Origin of the sequence: Marinobacterium sp. xm-m-312 (genome assembly GCF_013283295.1) — a bacterium.
Lineage (GTDB): Bacteria > Pseudomonadota > Gammaproteobacteria > Pseudomonadales > Balneatricaceae > Marinobacterium_E.
Genome location: NZ_WBYS01000005.1, coordinates 138970 through 156898, shown reverse-complemented (window position 1 = coordinate 156898; position 17929 = coordinate 138970). Strand labels below are relative to the sequence as shown.

Annotated in this window: 21 protein-coding genes; 12 read left to right on the top strand and 9 right to left on the bottom strand. The window is 48.9% G+C overall.

The genetic code is table 11. The features are described 5' to 3' along the window. Window positions 1-149: 149 nt before the first annotated feature. The 3 genes from XMM312_RS07785 to XMM312_RS07775 form a co-directional block, all read right to left on the bottom strand. On the bottom strand, window positions 150-2000 hold the full coding sequence (locus XMM312_RS07785; RefSeq protein ID WP_173489016.1) for a bifunctional sugar phosphate isomerase/epimerase/4-hydroxyphenylpyruvate dioxygenase family protein: 1851 nt from the start codon (window positions 1998-2000) through the stop codon (window positions 150-152). 120 nt (window positions 2001-2120) lie between these two features. After that, the gene (locus XMM312_RS07780) at window positions 2121-3272 is read right to left on the bottom strand and encodes a sugar MFS transporter (protein ID WP_173489015.1); all 1152 of its coding nucleotides are present in this window, start codon (window positions 3270-3272) and stop codon (window positions 2121-2123) included. Between the two features lie 73 nt (window positions 3273-3345). Continuing rightward, window positions 3346-3996: a TetR family transcriptional regulator gene (locus tag XMM312_RS07775; protein ID WP_173480149.1), complete on the bottom strand. Its 651-nt coding sequence runs from the start codon at window positions 3994-3996 to the stop codon at window positions 3346-3348. A gap of 257 nt (window positions 3997-4253) precedes the next feature. Between XMM312_RS07775 and dctP the strand changes: the two genes are divergently transcribed. From dctP to XMM312_RS07755, 4 genes are all read left to right on the top strand, one after another. Then, window positions 4254-5258, top strand: a complete 1005-nt coding sequence (gene dctP, locus XMM312_RS07770; protein ID WP_173480148.1) for a DctP family TRAP transporter solute-binding subunit — start codon at window positions 4254-4256, stop codon at window positions 5256-5258. Between the two features lie 86 nt (window positions 5259-5344). After that, the gene (locus tag XMM312_RS07765; protein WP_173480147.1) at window positions 5345-5902 is read left to right on the top strand and encodes a TRAP transporter small permease; all 558 of its coding nucleotides are present in this window, start codon (window positions 5345-5347) and stop codon (window positions 5900-5902) included. Then, window positions 5902-7185, top strand: a complete 1284-nt coding sequence (locus XMM312_RS07760; RefSeq protein ID WP_173480146.1) for a TRAP transporter large permease — start codon at window positions 5902-5904, stop codon at window positions 7183-7185. The genes XMM312_RS07765 and XMM312_RS07760 overlap by 1 nt, the downstream gene beginning before the upstream one ends. Window positions 7186-7197: 12 nt before the next feature. Continuing rightward, the gene (locus XMM312_RS07755) at window positions 7198-8064 is read left to right on the top strand and encodes a shikimate dehydrogenase (RefSeq protein ID WP_173489014.1); all 867 of its coding nucleotides are present in this window, start codon (window positions 7198-7200) and stop codon (window positions 8062-8064) included. A gap of 173 nt (window positions 8065-8237) precedes the next feature. Here the strand turns inward: XMM312_RS07755 and XMM312_RS07750 are convergent, their stop codons facing one another. Then, a complete protein-coding gene (locus tag XMM312_RS07750) occupies window positions 8238-8996 on the bottom strand; it encodes a sulfite exporter TauE/SafE family protein (protein ID WP_173489013.1) in 759 nt (252 codons plus the stop codon). A 406-nt stretch (window positions 8997-9402) separates the two neighbouring features. Between XMM312_RS07750 and XMM312_RS07745 the strand changes: the two genes are divergently transcribed. Both XMM312_RS07745 and XMM312_RS07740 read left to right on the top strand, forming a co-directional pair. Next, window positions 9403-9852: a type II 3-dehydroquinate dehydratase gene (locus XMM312_RS07745; RefSeq protein ID WP_173484455.1), complete on the top strand. Its 450-nt coding sequence runs from the start codon at window positions 9403-9405 to the stop codon at window positions 9850-9852. Between the two features lie 4 nt (window positions 9853-9856). Then, complete coding sequence (locus tag XMM312_RS07740) at window positions 9857-10147, top strand: hypothetical protein (protein ID WP_173489012.1); 291 nt, start codon at window positions 9857-9859, stop codon at window positions 10145-10147. Here XMM312_RS07740 and XMM312_RS07735 read toward each other — a convergent pair. After that, complete coding sequence (locus XMM312_RS07735; RefSeq protein WP_173489011.1) at window positions 10119-10676, bottom strand: methylated-DNA--[protein]-cysteine S-methyltransferase; 558 nt, start codon at window positions 10674-10676, stop codon at window positions 10119-10121. The two genes, XMM312_RS07740 and XMM312_RS07735, sit on opposite strands and share 29 nt — an antisense overlap. A gap of 126 nt (window positions 10677-10802) precedes the next feature. Here XMM312_RS07735 and XMM312_RS07730 point away from each other — a divergent pair, with 126 nt between their 5' ends. The 6 genes from XMM312_RS07730 to XMM312_RS07705 all read left to right on the top strand — a co-directional run bounded on the left by XMM312_RS07730 (window position 10803) and on the right by XMM312_RS07705 (window position 15262). Next, on the top strand, window positions 10803-10988 hold the full coding sequence (locus XMM312_RS07730) for a hypothetical protein (RefSeq protein WP_173480141.1): 186 nt from the start codon (window positions 10803-10805) through the stop codon (window positions 10986-10988). Between the two features lie 145 nt (window positions 10989-11133). Next, on the top strand, window positions 11134-11439 hold the full coding sequence (locus XMM312_RS07725; protein ID WP_173480140.1) for a cytochrome c5 family protein: 306 nt from the start codon (window positions 11134-11136) through the stop codon (window positions 11437-11439). Between the two features lie 91 nt (window positions 11440-11530). Next, the gene (locus tag XMM312_RS07720) at window positions 11531-12307 is read left to right on the top strand and encodes a sulfite exporter TauE/SafE family protein (protein WP_173480139.1); all 777 of its coding nucleotides are present in this window, start codon (window positions 11531-11533) and stop codon (window positions 12305-12307) included. 59 nt (window positions 12308-12366) lie between these two features. Next, window positions 12367-12609 (top strand): exodeoxyribonuclease VII small subunit, encoded by a 243-nt coding sequence (locus XMM312_RS07715; protein WP_173480138.1) that lies wholly within the window; start codon window positions 12367-12369, stop codon window positions 12607-12609. Then, window positions 12609-13493, top strand: coding sequence for a polyprenyl synthetase family protein (locus XMM312_RS07710; protein ID WP_173489010.1), 885 nt, complete (start codon window positions 12609-12611; stop codon window positions 13491-13493). Before XMM312_RS07715 ends, XMM312_RS07710 begins: the two co-directional genes overlap by 1 nt. Next, complete coding sequence (locus XMM312_RS07705; protein ID WP_173482759.1) at window positions 13493-15262, top strand: 1-deoxy-D-xylulose-5-phosphate synthase; 1770 nt, start codon at window positions 13493-13495, stop codon at window positions 15260-15262. Before XMM312_RS07710 ends, XMM312_RS07705 begins: the two co-directional genes overlap by 1 nt. A 61-nt stretch (window positions 15263-15323) precedes the next feature. On the opposite strand, the gene ribA is transcribed toward XMM312_RS07705, so the two are convergent. The 4 genes from ribA to nusB all read right to left on the bottom strand — a co-directional run bounded on the left by ribA (window position 15324) and on the right by nusB (window position 17928). Beyond that, entirely contained in the window at window positions 15324-15935 is a 612-nt protein-coding gene (gene ribA, locus XMM312_RS07700; protein WP_173480732.1) for a GTP cyclohydrolase II, read from the bottom strand. 85 nt (window positions 15936-16020) lie between these two features. Continuing rightward, window positions 16021-16494, bottom strand: a complete 474-nt coding sequence (locus tag XMM312_RS07695) for a phosphatidylglycerophosphatase A (protein WP_173480135.1) — start codon at window positions 16492-16494, stop codon at window positions 16021-16023. After that, window positions 16487-17455 carry a thiamine-phosphate kinase gene (gene thiL, locus XMM312_RS07690; protein ID WP_173480134.1) on the bottom strand — a complete coding sequence of 323 codons (969 nt, stop codon included), beginning with the start codon at window positions 17453-17455 and terminating at the stop codon, window positions 16487-16489. The genes XMM312_RS07695 and thiL overlap by 8 nt, the downstream gene beginning before the upstream one ends. Further along, entirely contained in the window at window positions 17455-17928 is a 474-nt protein-coding gene (nusB, locus tag XMM312_RS07685; RefSeq protein WP_173484449.1) for a transcription antitermination factor NusB, read from the bottom strand. The genes thiL and nusB overlap by 1 nt, the downstream gene beginning before the upstream one ends. Window position 17929 lies beyond the last annotated feature (1 nt).

Sequence of the window (17929 nt, the reverse complement as noted above, 5' to 3'; positions counted from 1 at the left end):
AAGGCCGCGATTCTCTTTCAAACCTTTCGCCTCATCTTCGATAAGGCTCCAACAAAGAGCGTTCGTTGGAGCGGTCTTAAAAAGGCCGCGATGTGCAAAACCTGCATCGCTTCCTCTTCGAGAAAGCTCCAACAAATACTCAGCGAAGATCAAAGCACCAAATTCGTTTCATACTCACGCAACGCCGCCTGCGCTGCAAAGCGGATATGTGCATTCGCTTCACCGTAAGCCTGATACCCAGCGATACGCTGCACAACTTCAAAGAAGACACCCTGTACTTCACGCGTGTAAAAGTGCAAAAACTCACCCTCATCATTCGCATCGTAAAGAATATTAAAGCGCTGTAAGGTCTCAATTCGCTCAGCAGAGAGACCAAACTTACCCTTTATTTCACGGTAGTAGTTGTTGGGTACCGGCAACACGGACTCCGGATTAACCTGCGCTGCAAAGGCCAAAACATCCTCACACTCAAATGCGATCTGCTGCATACCAGCACCGTGAGTTCGCTGAATAAAGCGCTGCGGTGACGCCTGACGAGCCTCGGTCATATTGATTGGAATCTTCACCTGCCCGTTTTGGCTAGAGGCCACTCGACTGGTCACAAGGCCATAAATATCAGGCAGATCCTGTACAGGCGTGATGTCAAAGTTAAACACCGATTTATAGAAGAACGCCGCCGATAGGAAATCGGTATTTGTCACCGACTGCGCCATATGATCGACGCGTTTAACGCCGACTTTCGGTAGTTCTACTCCCTCGACCGATTCAAAATCGACATCAAAGAAACGGAACTTCTTATGACGCTCAACCAGATAGACCAAACTGTCACCAACACCGCGCAGCGCTGGAATATTCAACTCACCAGGGCCTGCTGTGTTATTGAAGCGTTTAATTTGATACTGGTCTGCCTGCTTCAACGACTCTTTGACACTCGACGTCGTCAATGCCAAAGCGCACACTGATGCGCCGTGCAGCTGGAAGTGCTGGTGTGCTTGGCTGGCAGGCTCACGGTTAAGCACCAGGTTTACATCACCCATCTGCATCAGACCGACATCTTTTGAGAGATGTTTGTGCGTCTCTTGAAAGCCTAACGAATTCAACATAGAGACGATCGATTCACCCTCTTCACCAGCAATCGCAAACTCAATGAACTCAACGTCAGTAATCTCAGCTTTAGGCGTTTCATCCTTGCACTGCTTATTCAACCAGATCAATGAACGCATACCATCTACTGCACGCTCTTTGGCAGGAGAAGCACGGAACTCATCATTGAAGATCTCGTGCGAAACGTAGTCATCAAAGCCTTTGTCACACAAGACTTTCATGAAATCAACGACCGGAAGATCACCCTGACCCGGGAAGCTGCGGTAGTGACGGCTCCAACTCATCAAATCGCTCAAGTGCATCACAGGCGCATCGGCCACCTGAACCAAGGCGATTTTATCAACAGGAATCTCATCGCGCAGACAGTCGAGCGTATTACCTCGAGAGAACATGTGGAAGGTATCAAGGTTAATGCCCAGCGCAGGATGATCGGCACGCTTTACCAGATCCCAAGCATCCTCATAATCAGCGATGAAGCGCCCCCAAGAGAGCGCCTCGTAACCCATAATAAAACCTTCTTTTGCTGCCAGCTCAGCCGCTTCGTAAAGGTCCGCAGCACAGCGTGCACGATCATCACTGGCATGAGGAGAGACACTAGAGCAGCACAAAATTCGTTGAGTGCCCAGCTCATGCATCATCTCGAATCGACTCTGCATGTGATAGAACTTTTGACGCTTTAACTCAGCAGGCAGACCTTCCAGATCACGAAACGGCTGCAGCGCTAGAATATCCAAACCTAAGTCATCGGCAATCGACTTCACCTCACGAGGTGAACCAGCAAACTGAATCAGGTCATTATCAAAAATCTCAACCGCATCAAAACCCGCATCCGCAGCGGCCTCAAGCTTGTTTGGCAAACTGCCAGAGAGAGTAACGGTAGCAATGGATGTTTTCATAATGAGGACTCACATTGGGTTACTTTGAACCAAACGGTTCAAAACTATGAGTGCATATTAGCAAATACCATTTAAATTAATAAATAGTATTTAATTGATTAGATATAACTTAAAGGAAATTTATCTTTTACGAATCAAGGTAAGCAGCAAAAAGACGCTGGCGGTCATGCCCAAGAAAACCTGCGCCAGCGCTTCCAATCCGACACTAGAGACTATAAGCCCCAAGGAGAGTGGCATAACCACTAAACCAACTCCGGCAGCAGAGATCTGCATGCCGATCAGGTTGGTCACATGCGATTTTGGGACTCGCTTTGAGGTGGTTGAAAGCAGTGCTGGGAAGGTGGGTGCAAAGCCAAGGCCGACCAGAGCAAGCCCATAGACCCCACCTGGCCCACCTAATTGAAGGGTGAACAGAACCAATCCAATCAGTGACATTAACAGACCGAAGAGCGTCAGGTTCATCTCACCAAACTTGGGCGCAAGCAGGCCCGCAACGATTCGACCAAGGGTAAAAGAGCCCCAATAGATCGTTACCCAAAGCCCTGCCGTGGCAAGGACCACATCCCGCGATTCCGTCAACAGGGTAAATGCCCAAAAGCCCAAACCAATTTCGGCCGAGGTGTAGAGAAAAAAGGCCAACATACTTAGCCATGCCGCCGGTAGTTTGAGCGTGGCGAGCATGCTGGCATTACCCTGCTCTACAGTTTCTCCAGCATCAGGCTGTTCACTCCATAAGCCGCGGTAGTGAATAAAGGCAGAGAGCATCAATAACATCAAAAACGCGACCAACAGATAGCCAGGTCGCCATAGACCTGTCAGGGCCAGCGACAAGGTCATGATCGCAGGACCTAGGGTGACTCCGACACCAAAACTGGCATGCAACCACTGCATGACACGGCTTGAGTAGTGTTTCTCCACATAGGCATTGAGGCCCGCATCGATACCACCACCGCCCAGACCGGCAATGAGTGCGACCAAGGGCATCCAATACCAGTCCGGCACAACCATAAACAGCACCAATGCGATGACAGTAAGCGAAGCACTTTGAATCAGCAGGCCAGCCAATCCAATACGATTAACAATTGCACCGATCATGAAGCTACTCAGAGCATAACCGACGGTTCCGCCCGTCATAATGATTCCGAGACGATCCAGAGTGGTTGAGAACTCATCGGCCATAGTGGGCCAAGCCACACCGAGCAGCGCATCAGGCAGGCCTAAAGAGATGAACGCGATAAAACAGAGAATTAAAAGAAGGCGGCTAGGATGCATGTAAAACTCACTAAAAAGAGCTTCAATCTAGCGAAGCTGTAATGAAGTTACCAATCCAAAATGTTCTTAAATATCAGTTGGCGACAAAGCGCAGGATCATCTCTTGTACCTGCTGATTAAGATGACTTTGCCCCTCTTCCGTAAATAGATCGTTGCCAAAGGCTGCACTGAAGGTTGAGCGGTTTGAGTTATTGAAGAAACAGGCTGAACTGATCAACCAGTGAAGCTCAATGACACTGATGCCCGATCGAAAAACACCCTCCTCAACACCTCGTTGGTAGATCTCGCCAAGCCGATCGATTGCAGGGTTGTTAACCTCCTCAAACGCCTCTTTTGCGATCAGATTGCGTCCCTCGTGAATGTTCTCAATCATAACCAGGCGAATAAACTGCGGATTGTTGCGCTGATGTTCAAAAGTGAACGCCACCAGTGAGCGAAGCGCCTGCTCGGGATTGAGATCATTCAAATGCAGCTGTTGCTCGCCCAAACGGATATCTCGGTAGGCAGCCTCAAGAACGGTACGGTAGAGCTCTTTTTTATCGCCAAAGTAGTAGTAGATCATCCGCTTGGATGTATCGGTTTTTTCAGCGATCACATTGACCCGCGCACCGGCATAGCCTGAGGTGGCAAACTCTTCGGTGGCGACACGCAGGATATTGGCTTTAACTGCTTCAGGATTACGTTTTTTTGCGGCTGAACGGTTCGATGTAGAAGGGATACTCATTTTACTTTTAACCAAACGTTTAAAAAACGGTTATAAAGGTTCTAACAAATTGTTTTAACCAAATAGTACAAAAAGCTTGAATGCCTGTATAGGGCTATGGCAAATTTGCGCTACTTAGTTTTAACCAAGTAGTACAAAAGCTAAGAGCAAGACAATAAAACCAGCTTGCTTGGGGTAGGTGGTTTTAGACATCTTGCTACAAAAAATCTTGGAAACGTCATCTCTAGGCGTGAAACGATAATAAATTGGAGAGCCCAATGAAAAAGGCGATGCTAAAAACTCTTGTTGCTACTGCTGTAGCGGCTGCTTCTGTTTCAACTTTTGCAGCACCCACTATCAAACTAGGTCACGTTGACGGCGCTGACTGGCAGACATCTAAAAAAGGTGCTGCTGGTGTCATCTTCAAAAACATTGTTGAAGGTGAGACAGATATCAAAGTAGAACTTTTCCCAGCAAAAGCTCTAGGTAACGAAGGCGATCTAGTTCAGCAAGCACAGGAAGGCACTACGCACATGGCGATCGTTTCTGGCGCTATGGCTAAAATCTGTAAAGAAGCTGACGTTCTAAACATTCCTTACACATTCTCAAACGCAACGATCGCCTGGGACGTACTTGACGGTCAGTTTGGTCAAGATCTTGCTGCACACTGTCTAGAAGAGACTGGCCTACGCACACTTGCATACGGTGAGACAGGTTTCCGTAACTTCACTAACAACGTTCGTGAGATCAAATCTCCAGCAGACATGAAAGGTCTTAAGTTCCGCGTTCAGCCAATCCCTCTATACGTAGAGATGGTTGAAGGTCTTGGCGGTGAACCAACGCCTATCGCTTGGTCTGAACTTCCAAACGCACTTACAACTGGTGTTGTTGACGGTCAGGAAAACCCTGTCGGCACTATCTACAACAACAACCTTCACAAGCTACAGAAGTACATGGTTCTTGATGGCCACGTTTACGCTGCTGACTTCATCGTAATCAACGACGAATTCTTCCAGTCTCTAAGCGCTGCTGAGCAGGACATCATTGCTAAAGCCGCTCGTACTGCAGGCCTAATGGGTCGCGCAATTCAGCAGTTCAACACGGCTGAAGGCGTAACGAAAGTGGTTGCTGAAGGTATGAAAGTACACTCACCAACAGCTGACGAAATGGCTCAGTTCAAGAAGCTTGCACAGCCAGCGGTTAAAGAGTGGCTTGCTAAAGAGCTAGGTAGCGATGAGTGGATCGCTAAACTAGACGCTGCTGTAGAAGCTGCTTCTAAGTAATACTCCAAACCTCTTCAGGTTTGCACGGCTCCGACCATCCGGTCGGAGCCTATTTCTCAAAAAACTTATAACTGTCGGTATGACTTATGCACACTCTATTGCGTAAGGTGACCCGCTTCGTCGGTACCTTTTTTGCAGCAGGTTCAGCCATCTCTATGGCTTCAGTGTTCCTGATCATCTTCATAAACTCAGTACGCCGTTACACCATCGGAGAGTCGATCCCATGGGGCGAGGAGTTACCCGTCTACCTGGCAGTCTACGGAATTATGTTTGGCATGGCTTGGGCTTACCTGCTCGATCGCCATGTCTCTTTTGATCTTGTCGCGGGTCTGCTGCCTAAAGCAGCCCACAAACCGATCAATTTCTTTGTGGACCTCTGCATGGTCGTTATAGGTGCGCTGTTGAGCTACTCCGGCTACCTCTTCATGATGAAGCGCGGCAAAGTCGATGCATCCAGCATCCTTTCAAGTGCGCGTGAACTTCGAGATCTATTCGGTATCGAACAGCTTGCGGTTCTTGGGCAGATGTACCCCTACTACTTCGCTATGGTGCTGGGTGGCGCCATGCTTGCAGTAGCAGCACTACTGCGCCTGCTAAATCGAGCTGCGAATACCGATCAACATGAAGCGGAGGGCGCATTCTAATGACTTATGCCATTCTTCTAGGCGGTATCTTTATTGGCCTACCCATCGCTTTTGCCATCATCGCTGCACTGCTCTACTTCATGGCTGTGGGCGAATTCCCATACCACCTTCGCATCGTGGCAACACAGATGTTTGGTGGCATGGCCTCTTACCCACTATTGGCGATCCCTCTATTTATTCTTGCCGGCGAGCTGATGAATGAGTCGGGTATCACCAGTCGTATCATCGCATTTGCGAACGTTTTGGTCGGCAAAATGCGTGCCGGCTTAGCCATGGTGAATATCTGGGCTTCGGTCATATTTGCCGGTCTCTCTGGCTCTGCGGTTGCGGATACATCGGCGATTGGTCGTGTCTTTATTCCAGAGATGGAGAAGAAAGGCTACCCACGTGAGTTTGCTGCTGCCATTACGGCGGCCTCTTCCGTCATTGGTCCGATTATTCCACCATCGATTCCTGTCATCATCTATGCCCTGACTGTGACGGGTGTCTCGGTACCCGCGCTATTCATGGCCGGTGTGGTTCCCGGTGTAATGCTTGCGATCTTCCTTTCGGTCTACGTCTACTTCTTCAAAGGCCACTACGAGAAGCAGGGCACAGAGCACGAACTTGGCGAAAAGCAGAGCAACTCTCGCGCCCTGATCCAAGGGATTATTCCTCTATTGATGCCTGTCTTCGTGGTTGGCTCAATACTGATGGGGGTCGTGACGCCAACGGAAGCGGCCAGCTTTGCCGTGGCCTACGCCCTGTTTGTCGGAATCTTTGTCTTCAAAGAGCTGAAAGTCTCTAAACTGGCCGGTCTTTTCGCCCGAGCGATGCGCGACAGCTCGATCATCATGGTCGTTATCGGTGCGGTTGCTGCTGCTAACTGGTTGATGAACTACAACCGCGTTCCCAACATGATCACTGACTTCGCCTTGGAGTACATGACGGTTCAGTGGATGTTCTTAGTCGGCGTCATCATTCTCTTCTTAGTGGTCGGTCTGTTCCTAGAGGGCATCGCGGCAATGTTGGTACTGGTGCCGATTCTGCACCCAATTGCTGTGAGTCTAGGCGTCGACCCAACTCACCTTGGCATCATAATTATCTTCAACCTAATGATTGGCTTGATCACACCACCAATGGGACTCTGCCTGTTTGTCGCGGACTCCATCGCTAAGGTCGGTATGGCGAAGCTGAGCAAGGTGATTTTGCCGCTATTCTTAGTGGAGCTTTTAGTTCTTATTATTATCACGTTCGTTCCAGATTTGGTGATTGGATTACCAACAGCACTGGGCTTGCTGTAAAGGATGACAGCTATGAAGCAACTTAAACTGGGTTTAATCGGTAACTCAATCTCACAATCGCGTGCCCCTTTCCTGCACAAGATGTTGGGCGATATCTATGGCTTTGATGTCTCTTACGACTTGAAGGATCCGGGTCAAAGTGACAAAGAGGCATTTAAAACCATGCTTCAATCACTTCGTAATGATGGATTTACCGGTTGCAACGTCACCTTCCCCTTCAAATCCATTGCCGTTGAGTTCGTTGATGAGCCCGATGAAGCGGTACGTGAAGTAGGTGCAACCAATACACTCTACCTAGCCAATGGTGCTGTAAAGGCAACAAACACGGATTACACCGGTTTTATTCACGGCTACAAAGCTCAACGTGGTGACAAGCCAGCAGGTGAAGTACTGATGCTAGGCGCCGGCGGTGTCGGTCGAGCGGTTGCCTTTGGACTGTTCCATTGTGGCGCAACTAAGCTGAACATCTTTGACCTGAACATTGAAGGGGCTGAAGCGTTAGCGGCTGCAGTACGGGCTAAAGGGTACAACGCTGAGGTTATCTCTAAAGAGCAGCTAGCCGAAACAGCTAAAGCCGCAAACGGTTTGGTCAACTGTACGCCCGTAGGACATTACGCTACACCAGGTATCCCACTTGATCCAGAACTATTTGGTGGCCAAGAGTGGGCGTTTGATGCGGTCTATGTCCCATTAGAGACTGAGTTTTTGACTGCTGCACACGAAGCGGGTTTGGATATCGTCAGTGGCTTTGACCTCTTCTTCCACCAGGGCATTGATGCCTTTGATACCTTTGCTGGTATCAAAGCGGATGGGCATGAAGCGTTGGGACGTTTTATTGAAGAGTTTGATATTCAGAGCACGTTTATCAAGTTGCGCTGAATGACTTGGGCGCTGTTGGAGCGATCTTGTAAAAGGTCGCGATTCTCTTTCAAATCTATCGCCTCATCTGCGATAAGGCTCCTACAAAGGGCAGCAAAGAGATACTGCACGATCGGTTGGAGCGATCTTGTAAAAGGTCGCGATCTCTTTTCGCCTCATCTGCGATAAGGCTCCTACAACAAAGACTCTACGATGACTCCGTGGATCAGCTTTATAGAGACCAGCAACAGTCCGACTTCTACTAAGCCAAAGAACCATCGATCCTTCAAAATCTTAGTCAGCTTAGCCCCCATAAAGGTACCCAACAGTGCACTGGGCACCATCCAAAGCGCCAGCGTTAAATCCTCTGTGGAGTAGCCACGAAGCGCTAGGTAGGGTGGCAATTTTGAGAGGTTGATTACAGCAAAGAAGAGCGTTGCTGTCCCGGCAAACACCAGTTTCTCCAGTTTTTGTGGCAGAACATAGACCTGAAAGGGTGGGCCACCAGTATGGGAGATAAACGAGGTAAAACCGGCAATGGTGCCCCAGATCCAACCGCCCACTTTGGTCGGTTTTTTCGCCTCTTTTACTTGGCGCTTTCCAAACCAGATATAGGAGACAAACGTGAGGCCCATAATACCGATCAGCAGGGCGACAAACTGATCAGAGACAATGGATGCCGTTGCCCAACCAATAAACACCCCTAGCAGACCCGCGGGGATAAGATTTTTCAGATTAATCATTGAGAAGTGTTTTCGATAGAGCCACACCGCCACCATGTCACTGATGATATAGATGGGTAGCAACAGAATGGCACCCGTCATAGGTGACATCACTAGGGAGAGGATCGGCACCGACAACATAGCAATGATGGGCAATCCACCTTTTGATAGGCCAACAAACCAGGCGGCAATCAACGCAATGACAAAGGCTGTACTTCCAAATTCAATCAATTAGGGAAACCTGCACTGAACATAAAGAGCTTCAAAGTATACGGCTCTTTTTCAATCTATGTACAAAAGATGTTGCACTCATGCGGCAGGATCTTAGACTAGGAAGCCTGCGAATAAGTCCATAGCATCTCAGCGAGATCTGAAATGTGTAGATACAAGGCGCTTTTTGCCGCTAATGGCCGTAGTCCTTAGCAAGAAGAGCAACACAGTAGATGCACATTACAGGTCACGCCCTGCGGGGCTTACAGTCAAATCCATCTTCAGCGTTGTGCTTTCTCGACTTAGCCCGCTAGGCCTTCGAAAACACGCCTTGATAATGAATTTGACTGTAAGCCTGAGATGCCATGGACTTGTTCGCAGGCTTCCAAAGCGACCAGTTGTCTGGCAAACAGTTAAGGATAGAACCATGGCAAAAATACTTCTGCTTCACGGCATCAACCACGCAATGTTCGGCAAGCGTGATCCGAAACATTACGGCACCTTTACGCTGCAAGATATCGAATCGGCCGCAGCTAATTGGGCTGCTGAGCAGGGGTGTGAGCTTGAGTGCTACCAGACAGACATCGAAGGTGAGCTGGCACGCAAAATTCATCAAGCCTTTTTGGAAGATGTTGATGCGATCGTTATCAACGCAGGTGCTTGGACTCACTACAGCTACGGTCTCACCGATGCGTTGGCGATATTCAAAGACAAAGGCCCTATCGTTGAGGTGCACATGTCCAACGTTCATGCGCGTGAGGAGTTCCGACATAAATCGGTCTTCTCACAGGTCGTTATTGGTCAGATATCAGGCTTTGGCTTGACCAGCTACAAGTTGGGTATTACCGCAGCAGCGGACGCACTTAAAGGAGCCTGATTGCATGAAAGGTTGGTGTCCAGTTTGTGAAACTCGACGCCCTATTCAACGTGAAGAGGGTATGGGCACTGACTACATTTGTACAAGGTGCAAAACAAAACTGTCACTCAGTGGTAAGAATCAAATTCTTATCTTGCCGTTTTTTTTAGCCGTTCTATGGTTAATTATCACTACGGTGTTTACCGAGAGAGGAGCCTTCAATGCTTATGAGATAGCCGCTCTACTCATCTCCATTCCACCATTTGCGCTTTACGCTTTGCGCTACATCACTTTTGAAAAGATCTGCGAGCAGTAGACTCGGCAGTTAACATTCTTGCTTTTAACGGCAACCCCCAGCGGTAACCTCCCAATGAGCCATCACTTCTGACGGCACGATGGCATGGCACCCAATAAGCAATGTTATTTGCACTCAGTGCTGATCCAACCGCCCGAACAGCTTTGGGATTTTTAATGTTTAAAGCAAGCTGAGAGTAGCTCACTGTATCACCCTCTGGAATCTGACAAACCGCTTGCCAGACCTCTTTTTGAAATTCTGTACCGATCACCCATGCTGAAGGTTTGGGTTGATGACAAAAACTCCCAAACAACTCAACCGCCTTCTCATTCGAGATGTACCAGTTTGCGTTGGCAAATCGTTTGCTTAAATCATCCCAACCACAAACCTCATCCCCTTCATAAAACCCAAGAAAAAGGAGACGGTCGTTAAACCATGCAGATCGAGCCACACCAAACTCAGTCCTTATGTCGCCCGTTAATATATCGAGCTGAGAACCTTGATTTTGTAGATGAGCTTTCGGTAACGCTATTAATTCCAAATGACTCATGACTAACCCCGCTAACTTTCTTCGACTCGCTGTTATTAATTGTTAACCCAAACGTCACCAAACTGTCATGTTTAAGGCGTTTAATCACGCTACTAAATTGATAAACAATAAAAAGGTAGCTGCACAATGAATCATAGTGATGCGCTAGTAAGAATGCACCATCGTGGCTTTAACGTTTCTGAGCTTAAAAACCAACCTAATATTGACCGCACCGATCTTGATGCTGCGTTGAAAAAGATCGAACGCGAGCATGAAACCTCTAAAAGAGGTCTAGCTCAACACTCGCAAGCCAGCTTTGCGATGCGACTTTAGACGCTAATTGCTCCAATAGCCCCTCATCTTCGTAGATTAATTGGACTTACACGAACCTTTGGTTATAAACTTATTCGATCGGGCGCTCTAAGCTAAATTTAGCTCCATAAGAGCAAACGAAAGTTCATGAATTGAGGTGGATATAATGAAAAAGACTCTACTTGGCCTAACAGCCGCTGCTCTTATGGTTCCTGCAACTGCAATGGCTGAGCGTGATGGCGCAACTGTATACAACACATACTGTCTAGCTTGTCACATGGTTGGCGTTGCTGGCGCTCCTAAAATGGGTGACGCTGCAGCATGGGCTCCACGTGCCGCTAAAGGTATCGATGCGCTTCTAGCGACTGCTAAGACGGGTATCAACGCAATGCCTCCAATGGGTACTTGCATGGATTGTTCTGATGCTGAACTTCAGGGCGCTATCCAACACATGCTAGATTCCTCTAAATAAGTTTTAGACGTCTCTACAAATAACCGGCCTAGTGCCGGTTTTTTGTTTTCTGGCATACAATAGCGGCTCTTAAAAACTCTCGGGGTACAGCTTGTCTGATCTAATCTGGTGGCAATACCTTCTCATTGCACTCATCTTTGTCTGGAGCGGCTTTGTTCGAACCGGCCTTGGCTTTGGTGGTGCCGTACTCGCCCTACCGTTTCTGCTGTTAATCGTTGATGATCCCCTCATCTTTCTGCCCATAATCGCCGTGCACCTGCTCATCTTTTCAGGGGCTATTACGCTGGGGAATCATTTCAAAGCGAAGCGTTTGGGAACCAGTGGGCTCAAAGAGAATGTCGATTGGCCCTATCTGAAGAAAACCCTAAAAGTGATGATTATCCCGAAGCTGATTGGGGTATTCGGGCTCTTAACACTGCCCAACGAAATCATGTCTGGGCTAATTTTTGTCATCGTCATCGTCTATTCAATTGGTTACATTCTTAATAAACCCTTTAAAAGCAACTCCGCTTGGATCGATAACCTCTTCTTAATGCTGGGAGGCTATGTCAGTGGTACTTCTTTGATTGCAGCGCCACTGGTCATGGCCGTCTACGCTAGCCATGTCGCTAAAGAGCAACTGCGCGATACACTGTTTGTTCTCTGGTTCATTCTGGTGGTTATCAAGATGGGATCCTTCTTTGTCGTAGGCGTCGATCTGCAGTTAATCCACCACCTCTGGTTGCTGCCCTGCGCATTCATCGGCCACCTTCTTGGGCAAAAGCTGCACCGCTATCTGGTCAAGACCGATTCCGCCCGTTTCTTCAAAATTATTGGCACAGTACTGATCATTACCAGCACCATAGGTATTGCACGGACCTTTGCTTAAGGACAGGGTATACTACAAAACTTGTTCGCAGGTTCCCTAAATTTAAGGACTGAGTAATCATGGCAGAAAGCAAACAGACAACGGACTTCGAAGGCTCCCTAAAACGGTTAGAAGCCCTGGTTTCAGAGATGGAGAAGGGGGATCTCTCTATCGAAGAGGCACTAAAATCCTTTGAAGAGGGGATCAGCCTGACCCGCGAATGCCAAAACATTCTGCAATCGGCCGAACAGAAAGTCGTGATGCTAACAGAGCAATCCGGCGAGCTGGTTGAACAACCGTTTAACGAATCTGAACAAGCCTAATGCCGCAACCGATGTTAGCCCTGTACCGACAGAGAGTTGAAGCTGAGCTCAGTCGACGTTTAGCTGAACGTAACGGGATTGACCCTAGCCTTCATCAGGCGATGCACTACAGCCTGATGAATGGAGGCAAGCGCCTTCGTCCCACGCTGGTCTACCTGGCCACTGAGTTACTAGGTGGACAAATTGAGCAAGCGGATACGGCCGCGTGTGCTTTGGAGTGCGTTCACAGCTATTCACTGGTGCATGACGATCTACCGGCTATGGATAATGATGAGCTGCGCCGCGGCAAACCAACCTGCCATATCCAGTTCAATGAAGCGACCGCCATATTAGCCGGTGATGCACTGCTAACCTGGGCATTTGAACTGCTCAGCCAGCCTATTGATGCACTACCAGCGTCCACTCAGTTACAGATGGTTCATACCCTAGCTAGATGCAGTGGTGATCTGGGTATGGTTGATGGACAAGCCTTTGACCTAGGCTCAGAGGGTAAAAGACTGAGTCTAGAGCAGCTGAAAAGCATGCACGCAGCTAAAACGGGCGAACTCATTCGTGCAGCTCTGCGTTTAGGCGCTTTAGCCAGTGGTAATGCTACCGATACGGATCTAGAGGCACTCGATCGTTACGCGCAAAAGATTGGACTAGCATTTCAGATTCAAGATGACATCTTAGATATCGAAAGCACCACAGAACAACTGGGCAAACCCCAAGGTTCTGATGAAGAGAGAGACAAAGCCACCTACCCTGCACTTATTGGGCTTACTAAAAGCAAGCAGTGGTTGAATGAATTGCACCAACAGGCGATTGAAGCTCTAGAAACCTTCGGTGAACGTAACCAGTCATTAATAGCCCTTGCTGATTTTGTCATTGCCCGTAACCATTAATGATTACTGATATCCCCACACAACGTCCTGCGACTCCACTGTTGGACCAGATTGACTCCCCTTCAGATTTAAAAGGGTTGAATCTGGGCCAATTACAGCAGCTAGCGGATGAGTTACGTCTCTATCTGCTCTTCTGTGTCGGTCAGACTGGGGGACATCTTGGTGGCGGACTAGGGGTTGTCGAACTGACACTAGCGCTTCACCAGCTATTAGACACACCAGACGATCATCTGGTTTGGGATGTAGGTCACCAAGCCTATCCGCACAAAATTCTGACGGGTCGTCGTGAGGCGATGCTTAACATACGGCAACGAGAGGGGCTTACTCCCTTTCCCGATCGAGCTGAGAGTATTTACGACTGCTTTGGCACTGGGCACTCCAGCACCTCTATCAGCGCCGTTCTCGGCATGGCGATTGCCGACACACTGCAAGGCAATGATCGTAAATCGGTGGCTGTTATAGGTGATGGGGCTCTGACGGCTGGTCAGGCCTTTGAAGCACTCAACCACGCAGCACATACTGATGCGAATCTACTCGTCATTCTGAACGATAACGACATGTCGATCTCGCCCAACCAAGGGGGATTGGCCACCTATCTAGCCAAGAATCTACGTGAGCAAGCACCCACTAACCCTGTGATGCCTCTATTTGAAGCACTGAACTTTGAATACTCTGGCCCTATTGATGGTAATGACCTGAGCCAATTAATCCCTGCCCTTAAGCAGTCATTGAGCCAAACAGGGCCTCAATTCCTGCATATTAGAACTCGTAAGGGGTTTGGGTTTAAGCCAGCTGAAGAGGATCCGGTCGGCTATCACGCCATCACTAAACTGGAAAAACCATCAGAGATCAGTGCTCCTAATCTGAAATACAGCGATCAGTTTGGCCAATGGATCTGTGAAACTGCTTCAAGTGACCCTCGAGTAGTCGCGATTACCCCGGCCATGAGGGAGGGTTCTGGCCTTGTGCAATTCGCTGACCAATACCCAACACGTTACTTTGATGTTGCCATTGCAGAACAGCACGCAGCCACCTTTGCAGCCGGCCTTGCGGTAGGTGGGATGAAACCGGTTCTGGCAATCTACTCAACTTTTTTGCAGCGCGCTTTGGATCAGGTCATCCACGATATCGCCCTGCAAAATCTCGACTGTTTGATCGCTGTAGATCGTGCAGGATTGGTTGGGGAAGATGGTCCAACCCACTCAGGTATCTTCGATATCCCAATGCTTCGCTCGCTACCCGAGGTTGTCATTATGACGCCCTCCACACTGGATGAGCAGCAGCAGATGCTGACTCTAGGCTACCAATACAATGGCTGTGCTGTGGTCCGCTACCCTCGAGGCGAAGGCGTTAAGAGCAGAACTCCATTAGCGTCCTTAGCCATGGGTCAAAGCCGGTTGGTAAGAGTTGGTAAAGGTGGCGTCATACTCAACTTTGGCCCTCTTTTACCAGCAGCCGAGCAGGTCGCTGATCAGTTGGATCTTGGCTTAATCGATATGCGCTTCGTCAAACCACTCGATGAAGCTATGCTTGAAGAGCTAGTGAATACTTACTCTCACTTTATCACCCTGGAAGATGGGGCTATTGCGGGCGGAGCGGGCAGTGCTGTGAATGAGTGGCTGACTCATAATGGCCAGAACTTACGTTGTCTTAACCTTGGCATTCCCGATCGTTGGATTGAGCATGCGACTCGGGATGAACAGTTACAAGATGCCGGCTTAGATGCTGACTCAATTCGAGAGCAGATAGAGCACTTTCTACAGACCTAAAAAAACCCCAGCACTGCTGCTGAGGTTTATCAATGCACCAAATCGGTACCAACCTATGCCATTAAGCATCCGGTTTGAAATGCACTTCGCTCATCATATGACCGAGTTTACCCATTTTCGTCTCTAGGTAGTGCTCGTTGTAGCGGTTCTTACCGACTTGCAGTGGCACACGCGACGAGACATTCACACCATACTCTTCGAGTGCAGCGACTTTACGCGGGTTGTTGGTCATTAAGTTAACGCTCTTAACACCGATCGCATCCAACATTGGCTGACACATTGAGTAGTTACGCATATCAGCGGCAAAGCCTAAGCGCTCATTGGCCTCTACCGTGTCACAGCCAGAGTCTTGCAGGTTGTAGGCTTTGACCTTATTCAAAAGACCGATACCACGGCCCTCTTGGCGTAAATAGAGCAGAACGCCTTTGCCCTCTTCGGTAATGCGCTTTAGGGCCTCTTGCAGTTGAAAGCCACAGTCACAGCGCAAGCTGAACAAGGCATCACCTGTTAGACACTCTGAGTGCATGCGGGCTAGAACGGGTTCGTCACCTGCAACATCACCGTATACCAGCGCGATGTGCTCTTTACCGCTCTCGACCTCTTCGAAACCAACCATACGGAATACACCCATAGGCATTGGCAATTTACATTCCGCTATCAGTTTAATATCCAAAATCTTATCCTCAATTCGATGCATCCTTGCATCTTTACCTCTGAATTAGTGAAAGGTATTACGACCAGATCACTAAAGCAGATTGCTATACAGCATAGTTTACCGCTTGCACGACCCCTAGCGCCATCAATCCAGCCAATAGATCATCCAACATAATGCCTAGGCCACCCGAGACGCGTCGGTCTGCCCAGCCTATCGGCCAGGGCTTCCAGATATCGAATAGACGGAACATCACAAACCCGAACACGACCCACTCCCAGCCCGTCGGAAGCGCAATAAAGGTAATCCATAGGCCAACAAACTCATCCCAGACAATGCCGCCATGATCATGAACACCCAGATCGTCTGAGGTTTTGCCACACAACCAGCAACCCAATAAAAAGGTCACCAACATTAATAAAAGATAGGGTATCAGTGCCCAATCGTTGAATAGGTACCAAATAGGAATGGCCGCAAGCGTACCGACGGTGCCGGGTGCTTTTGGCGCGGCACCACTGCCCAAACCAAAGGCTAAAAAGTGAATGGGGTTTCGCCAGATACTGGCAGGCGCTCTATTCATGTTCGTTTCCAAAATGGTTGAAACCCAATGAGGCAGGCAGAGGCACAGGTTCGCCCGATTTCAACAGTGTGATCCCTGTTTGTTGTGTGATCTTGCCTACTAGAGTCAGGGGTAGTGCTAGACGTTCACTGATTTGTTGAAGTTCAGGCACTCTATCCTGTGGAAGTGTAAAGCAGAGTTCAAAATCCTCACCGCCTGAAAGCGCCCATCTCTCTGCCAAATCTGGGGCAAGATCTTTAATGTCGGCTGATAGAGGTAGTGACTCAGTATGGATCTCTGCCCCAACACCCGAAGCGGTTAATAGATGCCCAAGATCCGCTAATAGACCATCCGACACATCCACGGCTGAATTCGCAATTCCACGCAGCGCCTCACCCAGCGCAAGTCGCGCGGTTGGGCGATAGTAGCGTTCAAGTAGGTAATCAGACCCACTTTCACACTCAGCAGTTAATAGCGCTAATCCGGCTCGGGAATCGCCTAGAGTGCCGCTGACCACAATGGCATCGCCAGCTTTAGCACCGCTACGTTTAAGCGCCATGCCTAACGGAACCTCTCCATGCACCTGAGCCGTAAACACTTGTTGTTGCCCTGAGGTGGTATCCCCGCCGACCAATATCAGTGAGTAGTGATGACAGGCCTCTGCTAAACCTTTTGAGAAGGCTGCTAACCACTCTCGCGTAGGCCCATTCAGTGTACAGGCAAGTGTCAGCCATTTGGGGAATGCCCCCATTGCCGCCAAGTCGCTGACACTACTGGCAACTAATCGCCACGCCAAATCTTCTGGATCGATGTCCGGTAGAAAATGAACACCTTCAACCAGCGTATCGACAGAGATAGCGAGTTCGGTATGGGGACTGGACGTTAACAGAGCGCAATCATCACCAATGCCGAGTTGAACACTGGGATGATCGCCACTGATGGAGTCAAAATAGCGGCGAATCAGATCGAATTCGCCTGGCATTACTTACCGCGGTTGGCTTTGATCTCGACAGCGCGGACTTTTTGCGCCAGCTTATCGAGGACGCCATTAACGTACTTGTGGCTCTCGGTTGCCCCAAAAATTTTCGCCAACTCAACGCTCTCGTTGATAGCGACTTTATAAGGGACTTCGATACGATTGATCAGCTCATAAGCACCGATACGAAGTACGCTCACTTCCACCGGATCTAACTCTTCGACGTTACGATCCAGATAGATGTTAAACGCTTGATCAAGCTCTGCTTTTTGCGCATTCACGCCTTGCAACAGTTCAGAGAAGAGCGGTACATCGGTTTCACTCATGTCGTTGTCGACACGAAAATGAGCCTCTACCTCATTCGTTGCGTTTTTCGTCAGCTCTTGAGAGTAGAGTGCCTGCAGCACAAAGCTGCGAGCGTTGCGACGCTTCTCTGTATTAGAGACTTTTTTGCGCTTAGGAGCCTGTTCTTCGCTCATC